The organism is Geobacillus kaustophilus, from assembly GCF_000948285.1.
GTDB lineage: Bacteria > Bacillota > Bacilli > Bacillales > Anoxybacillaceae > Geobacillus > Geobacillus thermoleovorans_A.
This window is the reverse complement of sequence record NZ_JYBP01000003.1, coordinates 2320192-2340549: the sequence shown is the minus strand read 5'-3', so window position 1 is coordinate 2340549 and position 20358 is coordinate 2320192. Positions and strand designations below refer to the sequence as shown.

Genomic DNA, 20358 nt, shown 5'->3' with positions numbered 1-20358 from the left:
GAAATTGGAAATTCATTTGTCCGATGACCCGAAAAAAGGCAATACTAAAGAAGCCCAGTCTTGTCTTATGTCATTAACTGGGTTTTGATACAAAATCAGTTAGATCGATACCCCTATCGATCTTCCCCCTTTCTTAGCGTGTAGATTTGACCGTTGCGTAGCAGCGCATCGATCACACGCACGAGTTTTCTAGCGGTAAGGACGAGGGCTCGTTTATGTTGATGCTTTGGCACTTCCTCGTACTTCTTCCGATAGTACGCGCGAAACGTCGCATCATGCCGTTGTACCGAGTTGGCAGCCTCCACTAGGTAGTAACGGAGATAGCGATTACCGGAACGAATGAGGGAAGTATCCTCGGCTTGGAAGCGCCCCGATTGGTGCTTGGACCAAGTCAGACCTGCATACTTCGCTAAGGCGGCTTGGTTGTCAAATCGCTCGATTTGTCCAATTTCGGCTAAGATGCCAGCAGTGTAGACTGGACCGATGCCAGGAATCGTTTGTAACGTATTCGGGATGCCTTCCAAATGGCGACTAATCGCTTTGTCGAGCTCTTTGATTTGCGCTTGAAGGCTGCGAATGGATTGAATCGACAGCCCTAAAAGCAAATCAATGGAATCCTCGACACACTTGGAAAGCCGATACGACGAACGAGCCGCCTTTTGAATGGACTTGGCGATGCATTCCGGATCGGCAAAGCGATTGCGTCCTTTTTGGCGCAAGAAGTCGGCAAGTTGCTGCACGTCCATCTGAGAGATGTCGTCTAAGCTAAACGACTCAAGAAGAAGCTCTAAGATGGCATGTCCGAACACGGAGCTGTCCACCTCTTGAGTAAACGAGCTGCACTTGTAAAACAAGTGCTGGAGGAAGTATTGCTTCTCTCGAGTGAGCTGATGGACGAGATGATAGCGCATGCGTGTGAGCCGCTGAAGCGCAATAAACTGTTCGTGCATGACAGCGGTGACTTTCAAGCGGCCGAAGCGAAGGCGATCCGCGATGATCCACGCATCGATGCCGTCCGTTTTATCCAAGTCGGTGTAAGCTTCTTTAAACTTGCGAATGAGCTTGGGATTGATGGTAAATACCTTGACATGCCAGGATTTTAGCTCCTCCTGTTGATGGAAAAACATCGCCGGATGCCAGCTGTAAACCGAAGTGGCTTCCATCCCGATGAGAATTTCGGATGGTTGGCGTTTGTTGGCCCACAGGAGGATTTGATCGCGAAGGAAGGTCGCGCCAAGGAGATGGTTGTCCACCTTGAATTGTGCGCAAGTGTTTCCTTCCTGATCCATGATACACGTGTATAAGTCCGTCGAGCTCACGTCAATCCCGACGTAGAGTTTCATGAGATCACCTCCAATCGTAGTAGGATCGTGGGGTTGGGACTCTTCGGGATGACCCCGGACCGCGCCTGTTGACCAGTCACCCTCGCGTATGAGAACTCACGTTGGACCATGGGCTGCCTGGAAGCTGCTCCTTCCAGCATGGGGAACCAACGTCGAGCCTCGGGGTTGGACGTCCGAACAGGAGCCGGGGAGACAGACTTCACGAGTAGTCAAGGCTACAGGAGGAAGAAGAGTGTCCCCGATGATCCTCAAGATCATTGTCTAGGAACATCGCGAAAAGTCCAACCCCGATGTTTGTGAAATATGTTTGCGACCCACGGGGGAGGGACGCCCCTCCCCCGTGGGCAAGTCACCCAAGAATATGCGATTGTCAAGGAGCATATCGAACTGGAAATTCGATTTAAAAATCTTTCTAAACATACTATACGAGGAGGAATCGTGATGAAGCCATCCTCACATGAAACGTACACGTATTACTCCACACTTTCTTCGAAACATCAAGTGACGATTCCAATGAAGATCAGAGAAGTGCTTGGGGCAGAACCGGGAGACCAAGTCGCGTTTGTTTATGGGGAAAATCAAGAGGTGACGTTAAAGGTGAAAAAGAAAGATGCGCTGCTATCTTTGTTCGGCACCATGCCGCCTAGGGGAGACAGCCGTCCGATGGCATGGGCGGATATTCGCAAACAGGCGAAAGAGGAACGGATGTCCAAAAGGGAAAAGAACGAGGAGTAGATGATAGGGAGAAGAGGATGAAACATGTATATTTTAGATACGAACATCATCATTCGTTTTTTAGCCAATGACGATGAGGAACAATCTTCGGTTGCCTATCGGGTGTTTGAAAAGGCGGTCAACGGTGAATTTGTGTTCCTATTGCATCCTCTTGTTGTCGCGGAATGCTGCTGGGTGCTTGAGTCGAAACGGTACGGGTATACGAAAGGAGAGATCGCAAGCAAGCTGAAGCAAATTATAGAGGCTTCCTGTGTTAAGACGACAGGCAAAGAAGTTGTTGAAAAGGCATTAGATGCTTACGCCCGTTGCAGCGTCGATTTTGCTGATGCGTATCTTTCGGCGCTGGTGGAGCACACTTCATCCATTCAAGGGATCATCACCTGGAACGAAAAAGATTTTCGTCGGCTTGGCGGGGAATGTTATATGCCTGAATCCATCATTTGAATCAATGATGGCTGGCACGTGAACAAACATCGTGGTTTTCCCAGAGCGCCAATCCCCCGTCTTTTTTGCTGCAAAATAGGAAACGCCAAGGTGCGTAAAAAAGCAAACGAGCTGGCTCACATAGTCCAGCTCGTTTCCTGCTTATAACACATTGAAATACCGCGCTTCCGGATGGGCGAAGACGATCGCCGAAACCGATGCTTCGGGCTCCATCATATAGCCGTCGGTGAGGCGGATGCCGATGTCTTCCGGATGAAGGAGACGGAACAGTTTCTCCTGATCTTCCAAGTTCGGACAGGCCGGGTAGCCGAACGAGTAGCGCTGGCCTTGGTATTTGGCGGCGAAGCGCTCTTCCATCGTGAAATCTGGATCGTCCGGGAAGCCCCAGCGGTCGCGCATAATTTGATGGATTCGTTCGGCAAATCCTTCGGCAATCTCGAGCGCCAGCGCTTGGATGGCGTGGCTTTTCAAAAATTCGCCTTCGTCTTTCCAACGCTGGGCGAGTTCGCGGACGCCATGCCCGGCGGTGACGGCGAACAAGCCAACGTAATCCATTTCGCCGCTTTCTTTTGATTTCAAGTAATCGGCAAGGCAAAGGTACGGCGGCCTCGGCTGACGCGGAAAGTCAAACGTTTCAAGCGCTGTTTGCCGGTCGGACGGATCGTAAATGTATACCCGGTTGCCGTCGCTTTGCGCCGGGAAGAAGCGGTAGACGCCAGCGGGCTGAATCCAGTGATGATCTTTCGCTTCGGCGATGAGTTCGTCGACGACCGCTTTTAACGCCAACGCTTTTTCGTCTTTCTCCTCAAGCAGCCGTTTCACCTTTCCTTTCAAGCCGAGGTGGTGTCCGAGCACCATTTGCCAGTTGACGTACGGCAGAATGTGGTCAAGCGGCACATTTCGCAGCACGTGGCGGTTGAGGTCCGCCGGGACGTAGACCGGCACATCGGTCGAGACGTTCGATTTGACTGCGGTGGCGACCGCCGTTGGCCGCGCTGGCTCGCTTTCGGCCGCTTCTTTTTTTGTGTAGTCGATCTCGCCTTGCTGGATTTGGTTGGCGAGCGCGAGCCCGTCCATGGCGTCTTTTGCGTACAAGACGATGCCGTCATATTCGGGCGCGATTTTGTTTTCCGTAAACTTGCGCGTCAAGGCGGCGCCGCCGACCAAAATCGGGATCGAGATGCCCGCTTGCCGCAAATCTTGGGCGGTGACGACCATCTGCTGGGCCGATTTGACGAGCAGGCCCGACAGCCCGATGATGTCCGGTTGATGTTCGCGCACCGCTTCAATGAGTTGCTGCGGGGCGACTTTAATGCCGAGGTCGATCACCTCGTAGCCGTTGTTGCTTAGAATGATGTCGACCAAGTTTTTGCCGATGTCATGGACATCGCCTTTGACGGTGGCGAGAATGACTTTTCCTTTTGTGCTTCCTTCTTTCTTTTCCATATACGGCTCTAAAAAGGCGACGGCCGCTTTCATCACTTCCGCGCTTTGCAGCACTTCGGCGACGATGAGCTGGTTGTTGTTGAACAGCCGCCCGACTTCATCCATGCCGGCCATAAGCGGGCCGTTGATGATCGACAGCGGATCGGAGTAGATCTCAAGCGCCTTTTCCAAATCGGGAATGAGCCCGTCTTTCGACCCTTCAATGACGTAGCGGGCAAGCCGCTCTTCCAAGCTCAAGTTCGTCTGCGCCGGTTTGGCGGCGGTGATTTTGCTTCGGTAAAATTCGATAAAGGCGTTTAACGTTTCGTCGTTTGTATCGAACAGCAGAGCCTCGGCCATCCGCACTTCCTCTTCCGGAATCGAGGCAAAACGCTCCAGTTTCTCGGTGTTGACGATGGCGTAATCGAGCCCGGCTTGCGTGCAATAGTATAAAAAGACGGAGTTGAGCACCTCGCGTCCGGCCGGCGGCAAGCCGAACGAGACGTTGCTGATGCCGAGCATCGTCAAGCACTCGGGCAGCTGCTCTTTAATGAGGCGGATGCCTTCGATCGTTTCTTTCGCCGCGCCGATGTATTGCTCATCGCCAGTGCCGACCGGGAAGACGAGCGGGTCGAAAATGATGTCGCGCGCTGGGACGCCGTAGCGGTTCACCAGCAAGTCATACGAACGCAAGGCGATCTCAAGTTTCCGCTCTGCGGTGACGGCCATCCCTTGTTCATCGATCGTGCCGACGACGACGGCGGCGCCGTATTGGTGCAAGAGAGGAACGACTTTCGCAAACCGCTCCTCACCGTCTTCTAAGTTGATCGAATTGATGATCGCTTTCCCTTGCGAGTAGGTGAGGGCCCGTTCAATGACGCGCTCGTCGGTCGAGTCGATGACGAGCGGCACTTTCACTTTTTTCACGACTTCGCGGACGAACTGTTCCATGTCATAGAGTTCGTCGCGGTCCGGGTCGGCCAAGCAAATGTCGATGACATGGGCGCCGTTTTTCACTTGGGCACGGGCGATTTCCGCCGCTTCTTCGTACTTGCCTTCGGCGATGAGGCGCTTGAATTTGCGCGAACCGATGACGTTTGTCCGCTCGCCGACAAAGAGAGGGCGCATCGTTTTATCATAAATGAGCGCATCGATGCCCGAGACGGCGTGCACATCAAACGAAGACGGGATTGCCCGCGGTGGAAGATCACGCACCGCTTCGGCAATGGCGCGAATATGGTCGGGCGTCGTGCCGCAGCACCCGCCGACGATGTTGATCCATCCCTTTTCGGCAAAGCGGCGGATTTTCTCCGCCAGCATGTCCGGTGTTTCATGGTAGCGGCCTTCCTCATCCGGCAGACCGGCGTTCGGGTAACAGCTGACCGCCGTATCCGCAAGCGAGGCGAGCGTGCGCAAATGGTCGGTCATAAACTCCGGGCCGGTCGCGCAGTTTAAGCCGACGGCGATCGGCTTCATATGGCGCACTGAGATGAAAAACGCATCGATCGCCTGCCCGGCAAGCGTCGTGCCCATCGGTTCGATCGTGCCGGAAATCATGAGCGGAACGCGGCGGCCGACCGCCTCAAACGCCTTCGAAATGCCGAGAAAACCGGCTTTGACATTGAGTGTATCTTGGCACGTCTCGAGCAGAAGAAGGTCGACGCCGCCCAACAACAGCCCACGCACCTGTTCTTCGTAGGCGGCGACAAGCTCATCAAACGTCGCCCCGCCTGTAACCGACAACGTTTTCGTCGTCGGGCCCATCGAACCGGCGACAAAGCGCGGCCAGTCCGGCGTCGAAAACGATTCCGCTGCTTGTTTGGCGAGCTTGGCCGCTTCGATGTTCAGCTCAAGCGCTAAATGACCCAGGCCGTATTCATCCAGCACGATGCGTGTCGCCCCGAACGTGTTCGTTTCGATGATATCGGCGCCCGCTCCTAAATACGCTTCATGGATGCCGCGGATGACATGCGGGGCGGTCAATGTCAAATATTCGTTGCACCCTTCATACGCCTCGCCGCCAAAGTCGGCGGCCGATAAATTCGCGCTTTGGATCATCGTGCCCATGGCGCCGTCGATGACAAGAATTTTTTTCTTCAGCTGCTGTTCTAAGGAGACCTTAGCCATGAACAACCTTCCTTTCTTTCAGGGCCGCTTCTTTTTCGTGAATGTAGCGGACAAGCTCGACCGTCATGTCATAGCGCAAAAACGGCGTGATCAAATAAATGCCGTTAAACAAATCGAACGCAGCGTCAATGAGCGATTTGGCGATGGCGATGCCTTCCTTGGCTGCTTGCACCGGGTCGCCGCCGCAGGCGGCCATGCGGGCGCGAATCTCATCGGAAAGGGTGATCCCTGGCACTTCATGATGCAAAAACTCGGCGTTGCGCGCGCTCACAAGCGGCATAATGCCGATGTAAATCGGCGTGTCAAGGTGTTTCGTCGCCTCGTACATTTGTACGATTTTTTCTTCCGAGTAAACTGGTTGGGTCAAGAAGTAGTGAGCGCCGCACTGAATTTTTTTCTCCATCCGCTCGACCGCTTTGTCCAAATGGCGGACGTTCGGGTTGAACGCAGCGCCGATCGAGAAGTTCGTTTTTTGCCCAAGCGGTTTGCCCGAGTACGACAGCCCTTCGTTAAACTGGCGGATCAAGCGGATCAAATCGAACGATGATAAATCATACACCGACGTCGCCCCTGGGAAGTCGCCGATTTTCGACGGATCGCCGGTAATGGCGAGCACGTCGGTGATGCCGAGCGTATGCAAGCCCATCAAATGCGACTGCAAGCCGATCAAATTGCGATCGCGGCATGTAATATGCACAAGCGGGCGGACGCCGAGCCGCTCCTTGATGATCGTGGCGACAGCGGCGTTGCTGATGCGCGGTGTGGCGAGCGAGTTGTCAGCCAACGTCAGCGCGTCGATGCCGGCGTCATGGAGCGCCTTCGCCCCAGTGAGAAACTCGTCAATGCCGAGCTTTTTCGGCGGATCGAGCTCGACGATGACCGAGCGGCGCGTGCGGGCGAGCTCGGGAAGCGGCGTGGCCGCTGACGGGATGTCAGCGGAAACAGATACAGAGGTGGCGCGCCGTTTCACCGTTTTTTCCGTCACTGGCGTTCGGTCGGAGAGCGCTTTCGCCATCACTTCAATATGTTTCGGCGTCGTACCGCAGCACCCGCCAATCAAGCGCACCCCTTGGTCGCGGAACGCTTTGGCCGTTTCCTCGAAATATTCAGCGTTCGTCTCATAGACAAGCCGGCCGTCGCGGTAATCCGGAAGGCTGGCGTTCGGATACGCCGACAAAAACGCCTGCTTTGGCAGCGGCACTTCCTCGAGCGACCGAAGCATATGATACGGACCGAGACGACAGTTCAGTCCGACGACATCGGCCCCGAGCGCCTCTAGGCGGGCAAGGGCGTCCGCGAGCGGCGTGCCATCTTGTAAGACGCCGACTTCATGAAGCGAGACGTGAGCGATAATCGGCAAGTCGGTCTCTTTGCGGGCGATGGCAAGCACTGCCTCCAACTCTTCCAAATCGTAATACGTTTCGAGCAGTACGCCATCAACCCCTTCCGCTAGCAACACAAACAGCTGCTCGCGAAACGTCCGCTTCACTTCTTCGAGCGTGACGACGCTTTTGTTTAACGTGCGCAGCCCCCCGATCGTTCCAAGCACGTATGCCCGTCCGTTCGCCGCTTGTTTCGCCAGCCTTACAGCGGCGCGATTTATCGCCGGCACATCGTCTTGCAAGCCGTAGCGGGCGAGTTTCACATAGTTGGCGCCGTATGTATTCGTCTGAATGACATCGGCGCCCGCGGCGATATACGCCTCGTGAATGTGAACGATTTCATCTGGATTGGATAGATTCAATTCTTCAAAACAACGGTCGATGCCGTGCGAATATAGAAGCGTCCCCATCGCTCCGTCAGCGATGAGAATGCGTTCTTTCAACTCATCCAGCAATCCCACGTTCCATTCCCCCGTTTCTCCGTAGTAAAAGAAAAAAGCCTTCTAAGAAGAAGACTTTTCATTCGCTTCTTCTTATCTTCCAGGCTTCCGCCTGTCTGGATTTAGCACCTTGGCCGCGGGCCAGGTTGCTGAGGGTTCATCGGGCCAGTCCCTCCCCCTCTCTTGATAAGAATGCCGGTATGCAATTGTGCGGTGACGTTTTGATGATTACTATATAATTTAATGTATTTTTCGAAATTATTCAATACGGTGAAGCAAGGAAATTTCAAAAAAAGAATTTCCCGAATCAAGGGAGAAGCGCTTTCCCACATCGGGGGCAAAATTGGAAATCGTGCCGCACATGCCCGCCGCAATGAGGACAATGCTTGTTTGGCTGTTTATGGCTTCCGAATCGGACGTTCAGCGGGTCGGGCTCTTCCTCGCTGTCGACAATGTCCAACAAGGACATGCGCTGTTTTCCCGTCGCGTTTTTGTAATGGTAAATCCCTTGAAACACGCCGATTGCGATGACGACAAGGCCGAAAAACGGAAAAAAGCGGGCGGCGGGAAACGGCGAATCAGCGGTGATCGAGGACGCCATCACCATCCAAAAGACGCCGAACAATACAGCGGCGATGCTTCCAACCAATCCTTGCATCGATGGGCCGCGGCCGGGCTTAATGCTTTTCAATTTCATTCCTCCCTAACAGAATTCATAGATATATTATAATAGAAAAAATTGGTTTTTGCCATGTTCAATAGAAACGTTTGAGCCGATAGTGGTAAAAATATTTTGAATCTATTTTTTCAATGCTTTGATTATGTCTGACAGACAAGCTTCTGTAAGAGAGGAAAATGGGCGGCATGTTGCCTTGTCAATTGCATCGTCGACCATTTTTCCCTTCTTAAAGCATTGACATGGGCGGGGAAGATGGTTCAACGATCGTTTTGTCGTTGCACTTTCGCTGCCCCTATGTTCTAATTAGGAATGATAGAAATGAAGAAGACGGGGGGCTGGAAGTGAACGGAGAAGAAATCATCCGCTTCGAGCGAGTGACGAAGGAATATGACGGCATGACGGTATTGGATGATGTCAGCTTTGCGATTGAGCGCGGAAAGTTTTATACGCTGCTTGGGCCGTCGGGGTGCGGGAAGACGACGATTTTGCGGCTGATTGCGGGGTTTATCGAGCCAACGCAAGGAACGATTTATTTCCACGGGAAGCCGATTCAGAACGTCCCGCCGAACAAGCGGCAAGTCAATACTGTTTTTCAAGATTACGCCTTGTTTCCGCATCTTGACGTATTTGAAAACGTTGCCTTTGGCTTGCGCGTGAAAAAAATGAAAGAAGCGGACATTCGCGGCAAAGTGAGCGAAGCGCTCCAGTTTGTCAATTTGGAAGGATATGAGCGCCGCCGCATTCAAGAGATGTCCGGGGGCCAGCGGCAGCGTGTCGCGATTGCCCGGGCGATTGTGAATGAGCCGGAAGTGCTGCTTCTTGATGAGCCGCTGTCGGCGTTGGATTTGAAGCTGCGCACGGAAATGCAGTACGAACTTCGTGAACTGCAGCGCCGGTTGGGGATCACGTTTATTTTCGTCACGCATGATCAAGAAGAAGCGCTGGCGATGTCTGATTACATTTTTGTTCTAAATAAAGGGAAAATTCAGCAGTTTGGAACCCCAAAAGAGATTTACGATGAGCCAGTGAACCGGTTTGTCGCTGATTTTATCGGGGAATCGAACATTCTACCGGGGCGCATGATCGAAGATTTCCTCGTTGAGTTTGCCGGCCAGCGCTTCGTTTGCGTCGACCGCGGCTTTGCCCCGAATGAACCGGTCGACGTCGTCATCCGCCCGGAAGATTTGGAACTTGCAGCGCCGGAAGCCGGCCAGATCGTCATTCGTGTCGATTCGCTCTTATTCCGCGGCGTCCATTATGAAATTTGCGGCTACGATGAAAATGGGAATGAATGGCTTGTCCATTCGACGAAAAAGGCGGAAGTCGGGGAAATCGTCGGCCTTCGTTTTGAACCGGAAGCGATTCACGTCATGCGGGATGAAAGGGAGGACGGGGGCGAATGATGGAGCGGGCGTGGCGGAACTGGTATTTAGTCCCTTATGGCATTTGGCTTGTTTTGTTTGTCATCGCCCCAATTGTTTTCTTATTGTACGAATCGTTTTTGGATATGGATGGGCATTGGACGCTTGCGAATTATGAAAAAGTGTTGACGCCCATTTATTTGAAAATGATGGCCTATTCGTTTTGGTACGCGTTTTTGATTACCCTTGTGTCGCTGTTGATTGGCTATCCTACCGCCTATTGGCTGACAAAAACGAAGCACAAGCAGTTATGGCTGTTGTTGCTCATCTTGCCGATGTGGGTGAATTTGTTGCTGAAGGTGTATGCGTTTTTAGGGCTGTTCGGCACGTACGGTTTGGCCAACGCCCTGTTGCAGACGCTTGGCATCGGCGCACGGCAGCTGTTGTTTACCGATTTCAGCTTTGTGTTTGTATCGGTGTACATTTTTATTCCGTTTATGGTGCTGCCGATTTTTAATGCTCTTGAAGAATTGCCGCCGTCGCTTGTCGATGCCGCCCGCGATTTAGGCGCTTCGGCGTGGACGACGTTCCGCCGCGTTGTCTTCCCGCTCACGCTTAGCGGGGTGAAGGCCGGCTGCCAAGCCGTGTTTATCCCGGCATTGTCGTTGTTTATGATTACGCGTCTTGTCGCGGGCAACCGTGTCATTACGCTCGGCACCGCCATCGAGCAGCACTTCCTTGTCACACAAGATTGGGGGATGGGGGCGACGATCGCCGTTGTCTTAATGGCGGCGATGGCCGTCATTGTCGTCTTGACAGGAACCGGAAGGAAAGAGGGAAGCCGATGAAACGGACACATTGGTGGGGACGCGTGTATCTTTTGGTCGTGTTTGCCGTGATGTATACGCCGATTGTCTATTTGATGTATTATTCGTTCAACAGCGGCGGGGCGATGCACGATTTTCAATCGTTCACCTTGAAATGGTATCGCGATGTATTGTCGGACGATCGATTGTTGATGATCGTGCTGAATACGATTGTCATCGCCTTATTGTCCGCGGCGATCGCGACGATTTTAGGAGTCATGGGGGCATTGGCGATTTACTATGTCAAGCGGCAGCGGGCGAAAAACGCCCTTCTCGCCCTCAACAACGTGCTGATCGTCAGCCCGGACGTCATCATCGGCGCTTCGTTTTTGCTGTTGTTTACGATCGCTGGCATTCAACTAGGGTTTACATCTGTGCTGTTGTCCCATATCGCGTTCAGCGTGCCGATTGTTGTATTGATGGTGCTCCCCAAACTGGAGGAAATGAGCCCGACGTTGATCGATGCGGCGCGCGATTTAGGAGCGGGGCATTGGCAAGTGCTGTCGGGTGTGGTGCTGCCGTTTTTGGCGCCGAGCATATGGGCGGGCTTTTTCATGGCGCTCACGTATTCGCTCGATGACTTTGCCGTGACGTTTTTCGTCACCGGCAACGGCTTTTCAACGCTGTCGGTGGAAATTTATTCGCGGGCGCGCCAAGGCATTTCGCTGTCCATTAACGCCCTGTCGACGCTGTTATTTTTCTTTACGATGCTGCTTGTCGTCGGCTATTATGTGCTCAGCCAAAGAGGCGGCCGCGTATACGGAATAGGAGGGCGAAAGTAGGTGAAACGGCTTGTTCAAGGGTTTGCGGCCGTGTTCATCGCGGCGTTCGCTCTCATGTTTATCACCGAGCGTTTGAACGAAGCGGAAGGATACGGCGGCAAAACAGTGACCATCTACAATTGGGGCGATTACATTGACCCTGCGCTCATTCGTCAATTTGAAAAAGAGACCGGGTGGAAAGTCATTTATGAAACGTTCGATTCCAACGAGGCGATGATGGCGAAAATCGCCCAAGGCGGCGCGACGTTTGATGTCGCCGTTCCGTCGGACTACGCCATCAGCAAAATGATCGAGGAAAAACTGCTCCTGCCGCTCGATCACGACAAGCTGCCGAATTTAAAATATATTGAACCGCGGTTCCTCAACTTGTCGTTTGATCCGCACAACCGGTATTCGGTGCCGTATTTTTGGGGGACGGTCGGCATCGTCTACAACAAGAAAATGCTTGGCGGCAAGATAATCACCAGCTGGAACGACTTATGGGACCCGGACTTGCGCAATCAAATTTTGCTTGTCGACGGAGCGCGCGAAGTAATGGGCATGGCGTTAAACAGCCTCGGCTATTCGCTCAATGAGACGAACAAAGCCCATCTGCAAGAAGCAAAGCGAAAGCTCGATCGGCTCATGCCCAATGTGAAGGCGATTGTCGGCGATGAAATCAAGATGCTTCTCGCCAATGAGGAAGCGGCCGTTGGTGTCGTCTGGTCGGGCGATGCGGCGGAAATCATCGCGGAAAATGACAAGCTCGACTATGTCGTGCCGAAAGAAGGCTCCAACTTATGGTTTGACAACATGGTCATTCCGAAAACAGCGAAAAACATCGAAGGGGCGCATGTGTTTATCAATTTTATGCTCGACCCGAAACACGCGGCGCAAAACGCCGAGTATGTCGGCTATTCGACGCCGAACAAAAAGGCGCTTGCCTATTTGCCGAAAGACATCGCCGGTGATCGGCGCTTTTACCCTGATTTGGATTCGGCAGGGCATTTGGAAGTGTACGAAAACTTAGGAAAGCGCATGCTCGCCTACTACAACGAGCTGTTTTTAGAGTTCAAGATGCAGCAAAAGTGAACAAATCCATTGGATCACCGCCGAAGTGGGCGTCGTCTCCCTTTATAGGGATGGGCGCCTGCTTTTGATTGGAGGAAAGGGTTGCGCCGCTTCCCTAGCCTCCGGGGATGAAAAAGGCCATGTGGCGGCGTTTTTACCTTTTCATAAATAAAGAAGGGATCGAACGCAGGGAAGAAGAATAGAAAGACATGATGTTATAAAAAAGAGGGGAGTGGGAAGGAACGTTGCCCAAGCATTTGCCTATGGAAGAAAATGTGATGGATATGCTCATCGGCGGCTTTTCGGTTGTCATGTTGATCGCGGTTGCGACAATCGTTTTTCTTTGGCGAAGGAATCGCGAGAGGGGGGCGTTTCTGTGGATATTGGCCCATTTCTTGTTGCTGTCTCTGGCTGTTTCATTTGCGCTGAAGGCGATTTCCTTTGATCTTACCCATACACAGGCATCAGAAGAAATCTCCTTTCTTCTCGGCAAGGCGGGGCTGGCGTGGGGAGTGGGGATGGTTTGTTTGTTGGTCGGCATTGTGAAACTTTCACGGCGCTGACCATGATCCCGATAAGTGGTATGATTGTGAAGGAACAGCAAGCAACAAAAAGAAGTCATCCACCTTTATCTATCGGTTGACGGTTCCAATAGGCGGATGACGTTTTCATGATGATTCGAATAAGGAACGGCCTATGTTGTTTTTCGATTTCGTGGTATGGTTAGTGTTTTCCAGTTGTTTGCATTCAGCTGCTTGGCGATATAGACGATTTGTCCGATATGATACGAATAATGGTACATTTGCCGTTCAATTGCTTCGATGACGGAATGGGGTTCGCCCCGGATCGTGACCGTCCGCAACAAATCTGTTTCTTGCAGTTCGTTCAGCGTCTGAAAGAAAGCAGACCACCCTTTTTCCCAACAAGCCATGACTTCTTCGCGCGTATGGAAGTCGTTGATAAACTCATCATCGCGGTTTCGGTCCGGTTTTTCCCCATCCGACGAAAAAAAGTCCGTCCAGCGCGACACCATATTTCCGCTCATATGTTTGACAATGATGGCAATGCTGTTTGCTTCTTCGTTAAAGCAATGGAACAGCTGTTCCTCCGAACATTGATCCATAGCCCGTTCGGCGGTCTTTTTCATGTCGAGAAAGCGTGCGCGCACCACTCGCAAATATTCTTGGCCGATGTTCATTCACACACCTCCGTCAAAGAAATGTCATCTCTTTTATTCGCCGTCGATGCTGTGATTTCTTGCCATGTGACGGCACAAACCAAAAAAGCAACGCTTTGGGCGGACATGATTCCGAGTCATGTTTTCGAAGCGGGCGAGTGAATAATCAGATAATAGCGGCACTCTTCTTTGCCCGTGTTGATAAATTGATGTTCGCAGGCGGCGTCGTAATAAAGAGAGTCCCCCTCGTGCAAATCATAGTGACGCTCCCCCAGCACGACGCGCAATGTTCCGCTGGCGACGGCAATATACTCTTTTGTTCCTTTCGGATGGGGCGGAAACACCCCCGATTGTTGGCCGGGAGGGATGATGTTCAAAATGAATTCGATCGGCTGCCCCGGAAAAACGGGGGAAAGAAGATGGCGCTCAAAGCCGCTCTGCTCATCGCGGTACACGTACCGCTCCTCTTTTTTGATCATGATGATTTCCTTCGGTTCATGTTCGCCAAGAAGTTCGGATAGTGTCACCCCCAATCCGGCGGCGATTTGGCAGGCGACTTGGATCGTCGGGTTTTTTTCGCCGCGTTCGATTTGCGACAGCATCGATCAGCTGATGCCGCACCGCTCTGATAGCGCCTGCAGCGTCAGCCTTTTTTGTTTTCGGACAGCGCGTACATTGTGAGCAAAGTTCATGATCGTGTTCCTTCTTATGCTATATTGTACACGATCGTGGAATTTTTTGTCTTGAAATACCCTTTAGTAGAAAAATAAGATATTCATATACACTATAGTGGATAGATAGGTGGAGGGGGAGAGGAGAAAAAAGTGGGAGACACGATCTGCTGGCTGTTGGCTGCGCTGCCGCTTTTATGGGCATTGGCCGCGATCGGATGGCGAAAGATGCCGGCGATGAAGGCGGCGCTCGGCTGTTATGCGCTGGCGGCAGGGCTGTCGCTGTTTCTGTTTCATGCTTCGGTCAGTGAGGTCATGCATTTTACCGTGCACGGCGTGCTGTTGGCGCTGGTTGTCGTCTATGTCCTTGTGTTTGGGCTGCTCTTGCACCATGTGTTGGAAGCGGGGGGGAGCGATCGGGGCGCTTTCCACTTGGATTTCCCGCTCCGGTCGGACGAGGTCGGAGCAGGCGCTGTTGTTGTCGGCGGCGTTAGGCCCATTTTTGGAGGCGGTCAGCGGCTTTGGACTGGCCGTCGTCATCGTCGCCCCGTTGTATGCGGCGCTTGGATTTCCAGCACGCAAGGCGATGACATAGCGCTGTTGACCCAATCAGCCGTCCCGTGGGGAGCGCTCGCCATCGGCACGGTCATTAATGCCGAACTGTCGGGCGTTCCGCTTCATGAGCTTGGCGAATACAGCCCATGGCTGCATATCCCGCTTTATTTGCTTTACACCTTCGTGGTCGTTGTGATCAGCGAAGGGTGGCGGGCGGTTCGCCTGCATCTTGATGGCATCTTGATCGTGTTTGTCAGCTTGGCATCGGTCACATGGGCGGTCAGCGTCTATGTATCGGTCGAACTGGCCGGGGCAGCAGCAGGTGGGGCGGCGGCGCTGTTGCTTGTCGGATACTGGAAGTGCCAAGCGCTCCTTGGCAGACGCGGGACGAATGAAGGGGAAGGACGGCAGCCGCTCGGAAAAGCGTTATGGCCGTATGTTGTGCTGGTTGGCTATATTTTTGTCACCCACTTTTTCCCCTCGATCCGGCATATCGCCACCACGGTTGGCGTTTGGCAGTGGCCGGCTTATGGCTTCCGCCTCGAGCTTTTGTACAGCCCTGGGTTTGCGTTGTGCCTCGCCGCCGTCGTTGCGCTTAAACTGTATCGCCTTCGCATGACTGAGGGGATGGCTTGCATCAAGAAGACGTTGAAACAAGTGTTTCCCGCCGCCATGGCGACAATCGGCTTTATCGCCATGTCATCGGTGATGGACGGGGCAGGAATGACGGGCGTGATGGCCGCACAAGCCGCCGTTTGGGCGGGGGCGGCGTTTCTTGCCGTGTCGCCGTTCGTCGGCGCGCTTGGTGGCTGGGTGAGCGGAAGCAACAGCGCGGCGAACGCCATGTTTTCCCCATTTCAGCGGGCGATGGCCGAGCAATTGCATGAACCCACCATTTGGTACGCCGCGGCGCAAAACGTCGCCGCGGCGTACATGACGATGGCCTCACCAGCGCGGCTCGCCTTAGTTGCGGCCACCATTGGCCGTTCGGGAGGGGAAGGAGAGGCGATGCGTCTTGTGGGACCGATTGTCGGTGCGTCGCTTGTGATCATTGTTGTCGGTGTGCTCATCGGGCGGCCGGCGTCTGATGCCGGTTTGCCTGTTTAAGTGGAAGGGGCGGTTCCCTTGGAAGGAAGCATTTTGTTAGGAGTTTTTTGGGGGATTTGACCAAAGGAGTTCCAAGGTCATGCAAAAAATTTCTTTGGTGGATCCAAGTTTCTGTAATATTATTCTATATATCGAACTCCGTCAAGGTTGACGAATCGCCTAGTGCGGGCCCGCATGCTAGGTGGTGTAAGGGGACGGGGGGATAGCCGCCCCCTCCTGCTCGATTTATAAAGGAAGGTGTTCGGGAACGGATCGTGCTCGGTGATTCATAGGAAGGAGCGCATGAGAAGGAAGAAAAAAGCAAAGAAAGAAGAAGGATTTTGTTTGGGAAAGAGCGAATAGGATACGGTGAAATCCAGCTGGTAAGGAGGGAAAACGTGGCCGAACAACGAACGGACCATGACCGGTTGTTCAAAGAGTTGTTGTCGACGTTTTTTGAAGATTTTTTGCTTCTCTTCTTTCCGAAAGTTTACGAGCAGGTTGACTTCCACCATCTTTCCTTTCTCTCGGAAGAAGTCTTTACCGACGTCATCGTCGGGGAGAAGCACCGTGTCGATTTATTGTTCGAGACGAAGCTGAAAGGGGAAGATGGACTGATCATCGTCCACGTGGAACACCAAAGCTATACGCAATCAACGTTTTCTGAACGAATGTTCATCTATTTCAGCCGCTTGTTTCAAAAATACCGCCGCCGCATTCTTCCGATCGCCATCTTCAGCTATGACGAACACCATGATGAACCTTCCTCATTGATCATCCGGTTTCCGTTTCTGACGGTTCTCGATTTTCGTTTTCTCACGGTGGAATTGCGCAAACTGCCGTGGCGCGAGTACATCCGCCAAGACAATCCGGTTGCCGCCGCCTTGTTAAGCAAAATGGGGTATAATGAAGACGAAAGGATTGAAGTGAAAAAAGAGTTTTTGCGCATGCTTGTCCGCCTTGAGCTTGACGAGGCGAGGCAGCGGCTGTTGTTCGGATTTTTTGAAACGTATTTGACGCTGTCCGAACAAGAGGAAATCCAACTGCGAAACGAGGTGAGCCAAATGGAGACGAAGGAAGCGAAACAAGTGATGGAGCTCATCATCTCGTATGAACAACGGGGAATAAAGCAAGGAATAAAACAGGGAATGGAACAAGGACGCAAAAAAGGAATTGAGGAAGGGAAAATGGACATTGCGAAGAGAATGCTGGCCAAAGGGTATAATGTAGAAACGATTCATGAGCTGACAGGATTGCCGATCGAGAAAATAGAGAGGCTGAAAAAGTGACAACATAAGAATGGAACTCCATCCAATGGGCAAGCGGGGAGCCGTCGAAATGCCGAGGCGTCGGTTTTTCGGCGGCTTTCATCTATGCGTCACCTTCAAAAATTTGAAAAACTACGGACTCGAATAGCTACGATGGTATGGATTCCATCGCTATGGGCTCCATGTGTTGTGTTGCATCCTTATGTGTCACTTCGAGTTTTTACCCTCGTTTTTGCAACACCATCTGAGAGAAATGCTTTTCGCGCCCCATTATCAATGAAATCACCAAGCTTCTAGGCAGTGAAAGAAGATTCCCCACTTCTAAGCGATTCGCACAGTAAGTGGGGAAATCAGCGTCTTTCCAATATCTTGTCTTTAAACGCTAGGGCAAATCAGGGAGTGTTCAACGGTAGTTCACAAACTGCACGTCAATCGGCAAATCGGCTTCGCGAATGGCGGCGATCACCTTTTGCAAGTCGTCTTTGCTTTTGCCGCTGACTCGGATTTGGTCGTCTTGCACTTGGCTTTTCACTTTTAGGCCGGTGTTTTTGATGATCGTGTTGATTTTTTTCGCGTTCTCTTTATCGATCCCTTGGACAAGCTTGGCGCGCTGGCGCACCGTGCCGCCTGCAGCCGGCTCGATCTTGCCGTATTGGATGTTTTTCGTCGCCACCCCGCGCTTAATCAACTTGCCGATGAGCACGTCTTTCAGCTGCTCAAGCTTAAACTCGTCGTCCGAGATGAGAACGAGCTCGTCTTTCTCCAGCGAAATATCGCTTTTGCTTCCTTTGAAATCATAGCGTGTTTTAATTTCTTTCATGGCGATGTTGATTGCGTTCGCCACTTCCGACAAATCGACTTTTGAAACGATGTCAAACGAACTTTCTTTCGACATAAGCAACCTCCCGGGCGTGTGATGTACTTTCATTATAGGAAATGGTGGGTGGGAAGGCAACAATAAGCAAGGGGACAAGAAGGTTCGTTTCGTCTTTTTGGTTGGAAGTGGATGGTATATGACATCATGCTGAAATGGAGAAAGACAAAGCAAAAAAGGCGGTTATTCAGCCGCCTTTCATTACGCCAATCATAAATGATCCGTCTTCTTCGAATACGCGAATTTCCCCGCTTCGCGGTTTTTCTCGCGCATCATGTTTTTCTCATGGCGCTTCGCTTGGTTGTCGCGCGCTTTTTTGTCGTTGTCGCTTGTGTTTGGCATGGGTCGCCCTCCCTTAATTCCGATCGTGCATCATTAGTATGTGGCAAATGGAAATGAAATATATCGAAATGGGTGGAGGTAGTTTGTGGAAGGGCGACATGAGAATTTTTCTTAACCAATGGTGCGCTTCAGAGTATGATCAATGTTTGTAACATGATGAATATGGATCGTTAACAATGTGTGTAAAGGGGAATGAAAAAGGAAGCGAAAACTGTTTGTCCCCTTCAAGCTTCCGCTTGGTGAAGATGTAGTGAATCAAATGCGTTTTCTTCGTGAGTTGATCGAAGCGAATAAGACGATGGTTGAGTACCAAACGATGCTTCGGCATTCAAAGCTGCATCCTCGATTCCTGCTCACACCGATCATGCTGAAGGAAGCGGTGCAGTCGACGAAAATGGAAGGATTACAGAAAAAAACGTCTGAAGCCCACGGTTTCAATCGTGGGATGAAAGACGGCGTTGCTCGGCAATCCTTAATCGGATTGCTTAGAGCAACCATTTTTATCTTTAAGTGTCGCAGTATAATCGTTAAACGGATATAATTCATATATGGGACAAGAATATCGAAGAACGAAAACAACTGAACGCGATGTGGAATCGCAAAAGAAAAGGGGGTGAATCCATGCCCACGATCACACTCAGGCTAGAACTGCACAACCCAACGAAAGCCAAGCAGGAAATGTACGAGCGAATGACAGAATGGAACACAGAATTTGCGAATTGGCTGTTGAATCATCCCAAGCTGAATCAAGCGACGAGCAAACTGTTTCAAGAGTTTTCGTCGCAGCGGTTTCCTTCCGCTGTCGTGAATCAAACGATTCGAGAAGTGAAGTCCCAAAAGAAAAAACAAAAGGCAAAGAAGTTCCGAACATTTTGGTGTTGCTTTAACAATCAAAACATAAAGGTGGAAAAGAAAGGAGCGTTCTACACGGTTTCCTTCCCCACACTGGAGAAGCGAATTGGCGTGCCTGTCGTCACGCGCCCCTATCAAGAGGCATGGCTGGATCGGCTGATCCATGGAACCGCCAAACAAGGGGCGGCCAAGCTCTACAAAAAGCGAAAGAAATGGTTCTTGGCGATCGCGGTCGCATTTGAAGTCAAGCCGCGGCACGAAACAAAGGCGATGGGGGTTGACGTTGGGCTTCGCTATATCGCCGTTGCCAGCGTGGGAACGAAATCGTGGTTTTTCAAAGGGAGCCAATGCGCCTTTGTGCGCCGGCGATATGCGGCTTTGCGGCGAACGTTGGGCCAAGCGAAGAAGCTTCATATGATTCGCAAAATCGGCGATAAAGAGTCCCGCTGGATGAAGGATATGAACCATAAAATCAGCCGTCCAATCGTCCGTTTTGCCCTTGCCAACGGTGTTGGCGTGATTCGGATGGAAGATTTGGCGGGGATTCGGAAACGAGCCGCTTCGGCCAAAGAAGCGGGACGAAGTCTTCATTCATGGGCGTTCCATCAACTGCAAACGATGATTGCCTACAAAGCCGAAATGGCGGGCATTCGGGTCGAGTGGGTGAATCCGACCTACACCAGTCAAACATGCCGATGCGGGCATCGGGAGAAAGCGAACCGAAACGGCATCCACTTCCGATGCCAAAAGTGCGGATACACCATCCACGCCGACTTGAATGGAGCGATCAACATCGCCAAAGCGATTTCGGGGCTTCGCCGCCCAACCTAGCGCACGGGTCACAGGTGCGCCGCCCATTGGGGTACAACTTAACCCGATGGGACGGGGTGATGACACAC

The 20358-nt window shown here is 52.1% G+C and carries 19 protein-coding genes and 1 riboswitch; of the genes, 11 read left to right on the top strand and 8 right to left on the bottom strand.

Going from position 1 to position 20358, the window contains the following annotated elements; all coding sequences use genetic code 11:
- Positions 1 to 113: 113 nt before the first annotated feature.
- Positions 114 to 1343, bottom strand: coding sequence for an IS110 family transposase (locus LG52_RS12055; RefSeq protein ID WP_044732126.1), 1230 nt, complete (start codon positions 1341 to 1343; stop codon positions 114 to 116).
- Positions 1344 to 1784: 441 nt separating this feature from the next.
- On the opposite strand from LG52_RS12055, the gene LG52_RS12050 reads away from it, so the two are divergent.
- Together LG52_RS12050 and LG52_RS12045 are read left to right on the top strand one after the other, a co-directional pair.
- Positions 1785 to 2078 carry an AbrB/MazE/SpoVT family DNA-binding domain-containing protein gene (locus LG52_RS12050; RefSeq protein WP_013146163.1) on the top strand — a complete coding sequence of 98 codons (294 nt, stop codon included), beginning with the start codon at positions 1785 to 1787 and terminating at the stop codon, positions 2076 to 2078.
- A gap of 24 nt (positions 2079 to 2102) precedes the next feature.
- Positions 2103 to 2522, top strand: a complete 420-nt coding sequence (locus LG52_RS12045) for a PIN domain-containing protein (RefSeq protein ID WP_044732125.1) — start codon at positions 2103 to 2105, stop codon at positions 2520 to 2522.
- A gap of 141 nt (positions 2523 to 2663) precedes the next feature.
- Here the strand turns inward: LG52_RS12045 and metH are convergent, their stop codons facing one another.
- The 3 genes from metH to LG52_RS12030 form a co-directional block, all read right to left on the bottom strand.
- Entirely contained in the window at positions 2664 to 6074 is a 3411-nt protein-coding gene (metH, locus tag LG52_RS12040) for a methionine synthase (RefSeq protein ID WP_044732124.1), read from the bottom strand.
- On the bottom strand, positions 6067 to 7917 hold the full coding sequence (locus LG52_RS12035) for a bifunctional homocysteine S-methyltransferase/methylenetetrahydrofolate reductase (protein ID WP_044732123.1): 1851 nt from the start codon (positions 7915 to 7917) through the stop codon (positions 6067 to 6069). Before LG52_RS12035 ends, metH begins: the two co-directional genes overlap by 8 nt.
- A 69-nt stretch (positions 7918 to 7986) precedes the next feature.
- Positions 7987 to 8089: riboswitch (SAM riboswitch) on the bottom strand.
- Positions 8090 to 8203: 114 nt separating this feature from the next.
- On the bottom strand, positions 8204 to 8587 hold the full coding sequence (locus tag LG52_RS12030) for a DUF7577 domain-containing protein (RefSeq protein ID WP_044733235.1): 384 nt from the start codon (positions 8585 to 8587) through the stop codon (positions 8204 to 8206).
- Positions 8588 to 8916: 329 nt separating this feature from the next.
- Here LG52_RS12030 and LG52_RS12025 point away from each other — a divergent pair, with 329 nt between their 5' ends.
- The 5 genes from LG52_RS12025 to LG52_RS12005 all read left to right on the top strand — a co-directional run bounded on the left by LG52_RS12025 (position 8917) and on the right by LG52_RS12005 (position 13197).
- Positions 8917 to 9978 carry an ABC transporter ATP-binding protein gene (locus LG52_RS12025; protein WP_044732122.1) on the top strand — a complete coding sequence of 354 codons (1062 nt, stop codon included), beginning with the start codon at positions 8917 to 8919 and terminating at the stop codon, positions 9976 to 9978.
- The gene (locus LG52_RS12020) at positions 9975 to 10784 is read left to right on the top strand and encodes an ABC transporter permease (protein ID WP_197074547.1); all 810 of its coding nucleotides are present in this window, start codon (positions 9975 to 9977) and stop codon (positions 10782 to 10784) included. Before LG52_RS12025 ends, LG52_RS12020 begins: the two co-directional genes overlap by 4 nt.
- Positions 10781 to 11584: an ABC transporter permease gene (locus LG52_RS12015; RefSeq protein ID WP_044732121.1), complete on the top strand. Its 804-nt coding sequence runs from the start codon at positions 10781 to 10783 to the stop codon at positions 11582 to 11584. Before LG52_RS12020 ends, LG52_RS12015 begins: the two co-directional genes overlap by 4 nt.
- Entirely contained in the window at positions 11585 to 12655 is a 1071-nt protein-coding gene (locus LG52_RS12010; RefSeq protein WP_044732120.1) for an ABC transporter substrate-binding protein, read from the top strand. It begins immediately after the preceding gene.
- A 224-nt stretch (positions 12656 to 12879) separates the two neighbouring features.
- Positions 12880 to 13197 carry a hypothetical protein gene (locus LG52_RS12005; protein WP_044732119.1) on the top strand — a complete coding sequence of 106 codons (318 nt, stop codon included), beginning with the start codon at positions 12880 to 12882 and terminating at the stop codon, positions 13195 to 13197.
- A gap of 131 nt (positions 13198 to 13328) precedes the next feature.
- On the opposite strand, the gene LG52_RS12000 is transcribed toward LG52_RS12005, so the two are convergent.
- On the bottom strand, positions 13329 to 13832 hold the full coding sequence (locus tag LG52_RS12000; protein WP_044732118.1) for a DUF1572 domain-containing protein: 504 nt from the start codon (positions 13830 to 13832) through the stop codon (positions 13329 to 13331).
- A gap of 116 nt (positions 13833 to 13948) precedes the next feature.
- A complete protein-coding gene (locus tag LG52_RS11995) occupies positions 13949 to 14413 on the bottom strand; it encodes a helix-turn-helix domain-containing protein (RefSeq protein ID WP_231578628.1) in 465 nt (154 codons plus the stop codon).
- A 222-nt stretch (positions 14414 to 14635) separates the two neighbouring features.
- On the opposite strand from LG52_RS11995, the gene LG52_RS11990 reads away from it, so the two are divergent.
- A complete protein-coding gene (locus LG52_RS11990) occupies positions 14636 to 16144 on the top strand; it encodes an L-lactate permease (protein WP_044732117.1) in 1509 nt (502 codons plus the stop codon).
- 377 nt (positions 16145 to 16521) lie between these two features.
- On the top strand, positions 16522 to 17412 hold the full coding sequence (locus LG52_RS11985) for an Rpn family recombination-promoting nuclease/putative transposase (protein WP_044732116.1): 891 nt from the start codon (positions 16522 to 16524) through the stop codon (positions 17410 to 17412).
- 382 nt (positions 17413 to 17794) lie between these two features.
- Here the strand turns inward: LG52_RS11985 and LG52_RS11980 are convergent, their stop codons facing one another.
- Both LG52_RS11980 and LG52_RS19130 read right to left on the bottom strand, forming a co-directional pair.
- A complete protein-coding gene (locus LG52_RS11980) occupies positions 17795 to 18286 on the bottom strand; it encodes a YajQ family cyclic di-GMP-binding protein (RefSeq protein WP_013146140.1) in 492 nt (163 codons plus the stop codon).
- Positions 18287 to 18475: 189 nt separating this feature from the next.
- On the bottom strand, positions 18476 to 18607 hold the full coding sequence (locus LG52_RS19130; RefSeq protein WP_008879040.1) for a DUF3941 domain-containing protein: 132 nt from the start codon (positions 18605 to 18607) through the stop codon (positions 18476 to 18478).
- Positions 18608 to 18866: 259 nt separating this feature from the next.
- Between LG52_RS19130 and LG52_RS20605 the strand changes: the two genes are divergently transcribed.
- Positions 18867 to 19148, top strand: a complete 282-nt coding sequence (locus tag LG52_RS20605; protein ID WP_044732115.1) for a Fic/DOC family N-terminal domain-containing protein — start codon at positions 18867 to 18869, stop codon at positions 19146 to 19148.
- Between the two features lie 80 nt (positions 19149 to 19228).
- Positions 19229 to 20290, top strand: a complete 1062-nt coding sequence (locus LG52_RS11970) for an RNA-guided endonuclease TnpB family protein (protein ID WP_044732114.1) — start codon at positions 19229 to 19231, stop codon at positions 20288 to 20290.
- Positions 20291 to 20358: the final 68 nt, after the last annotated feature.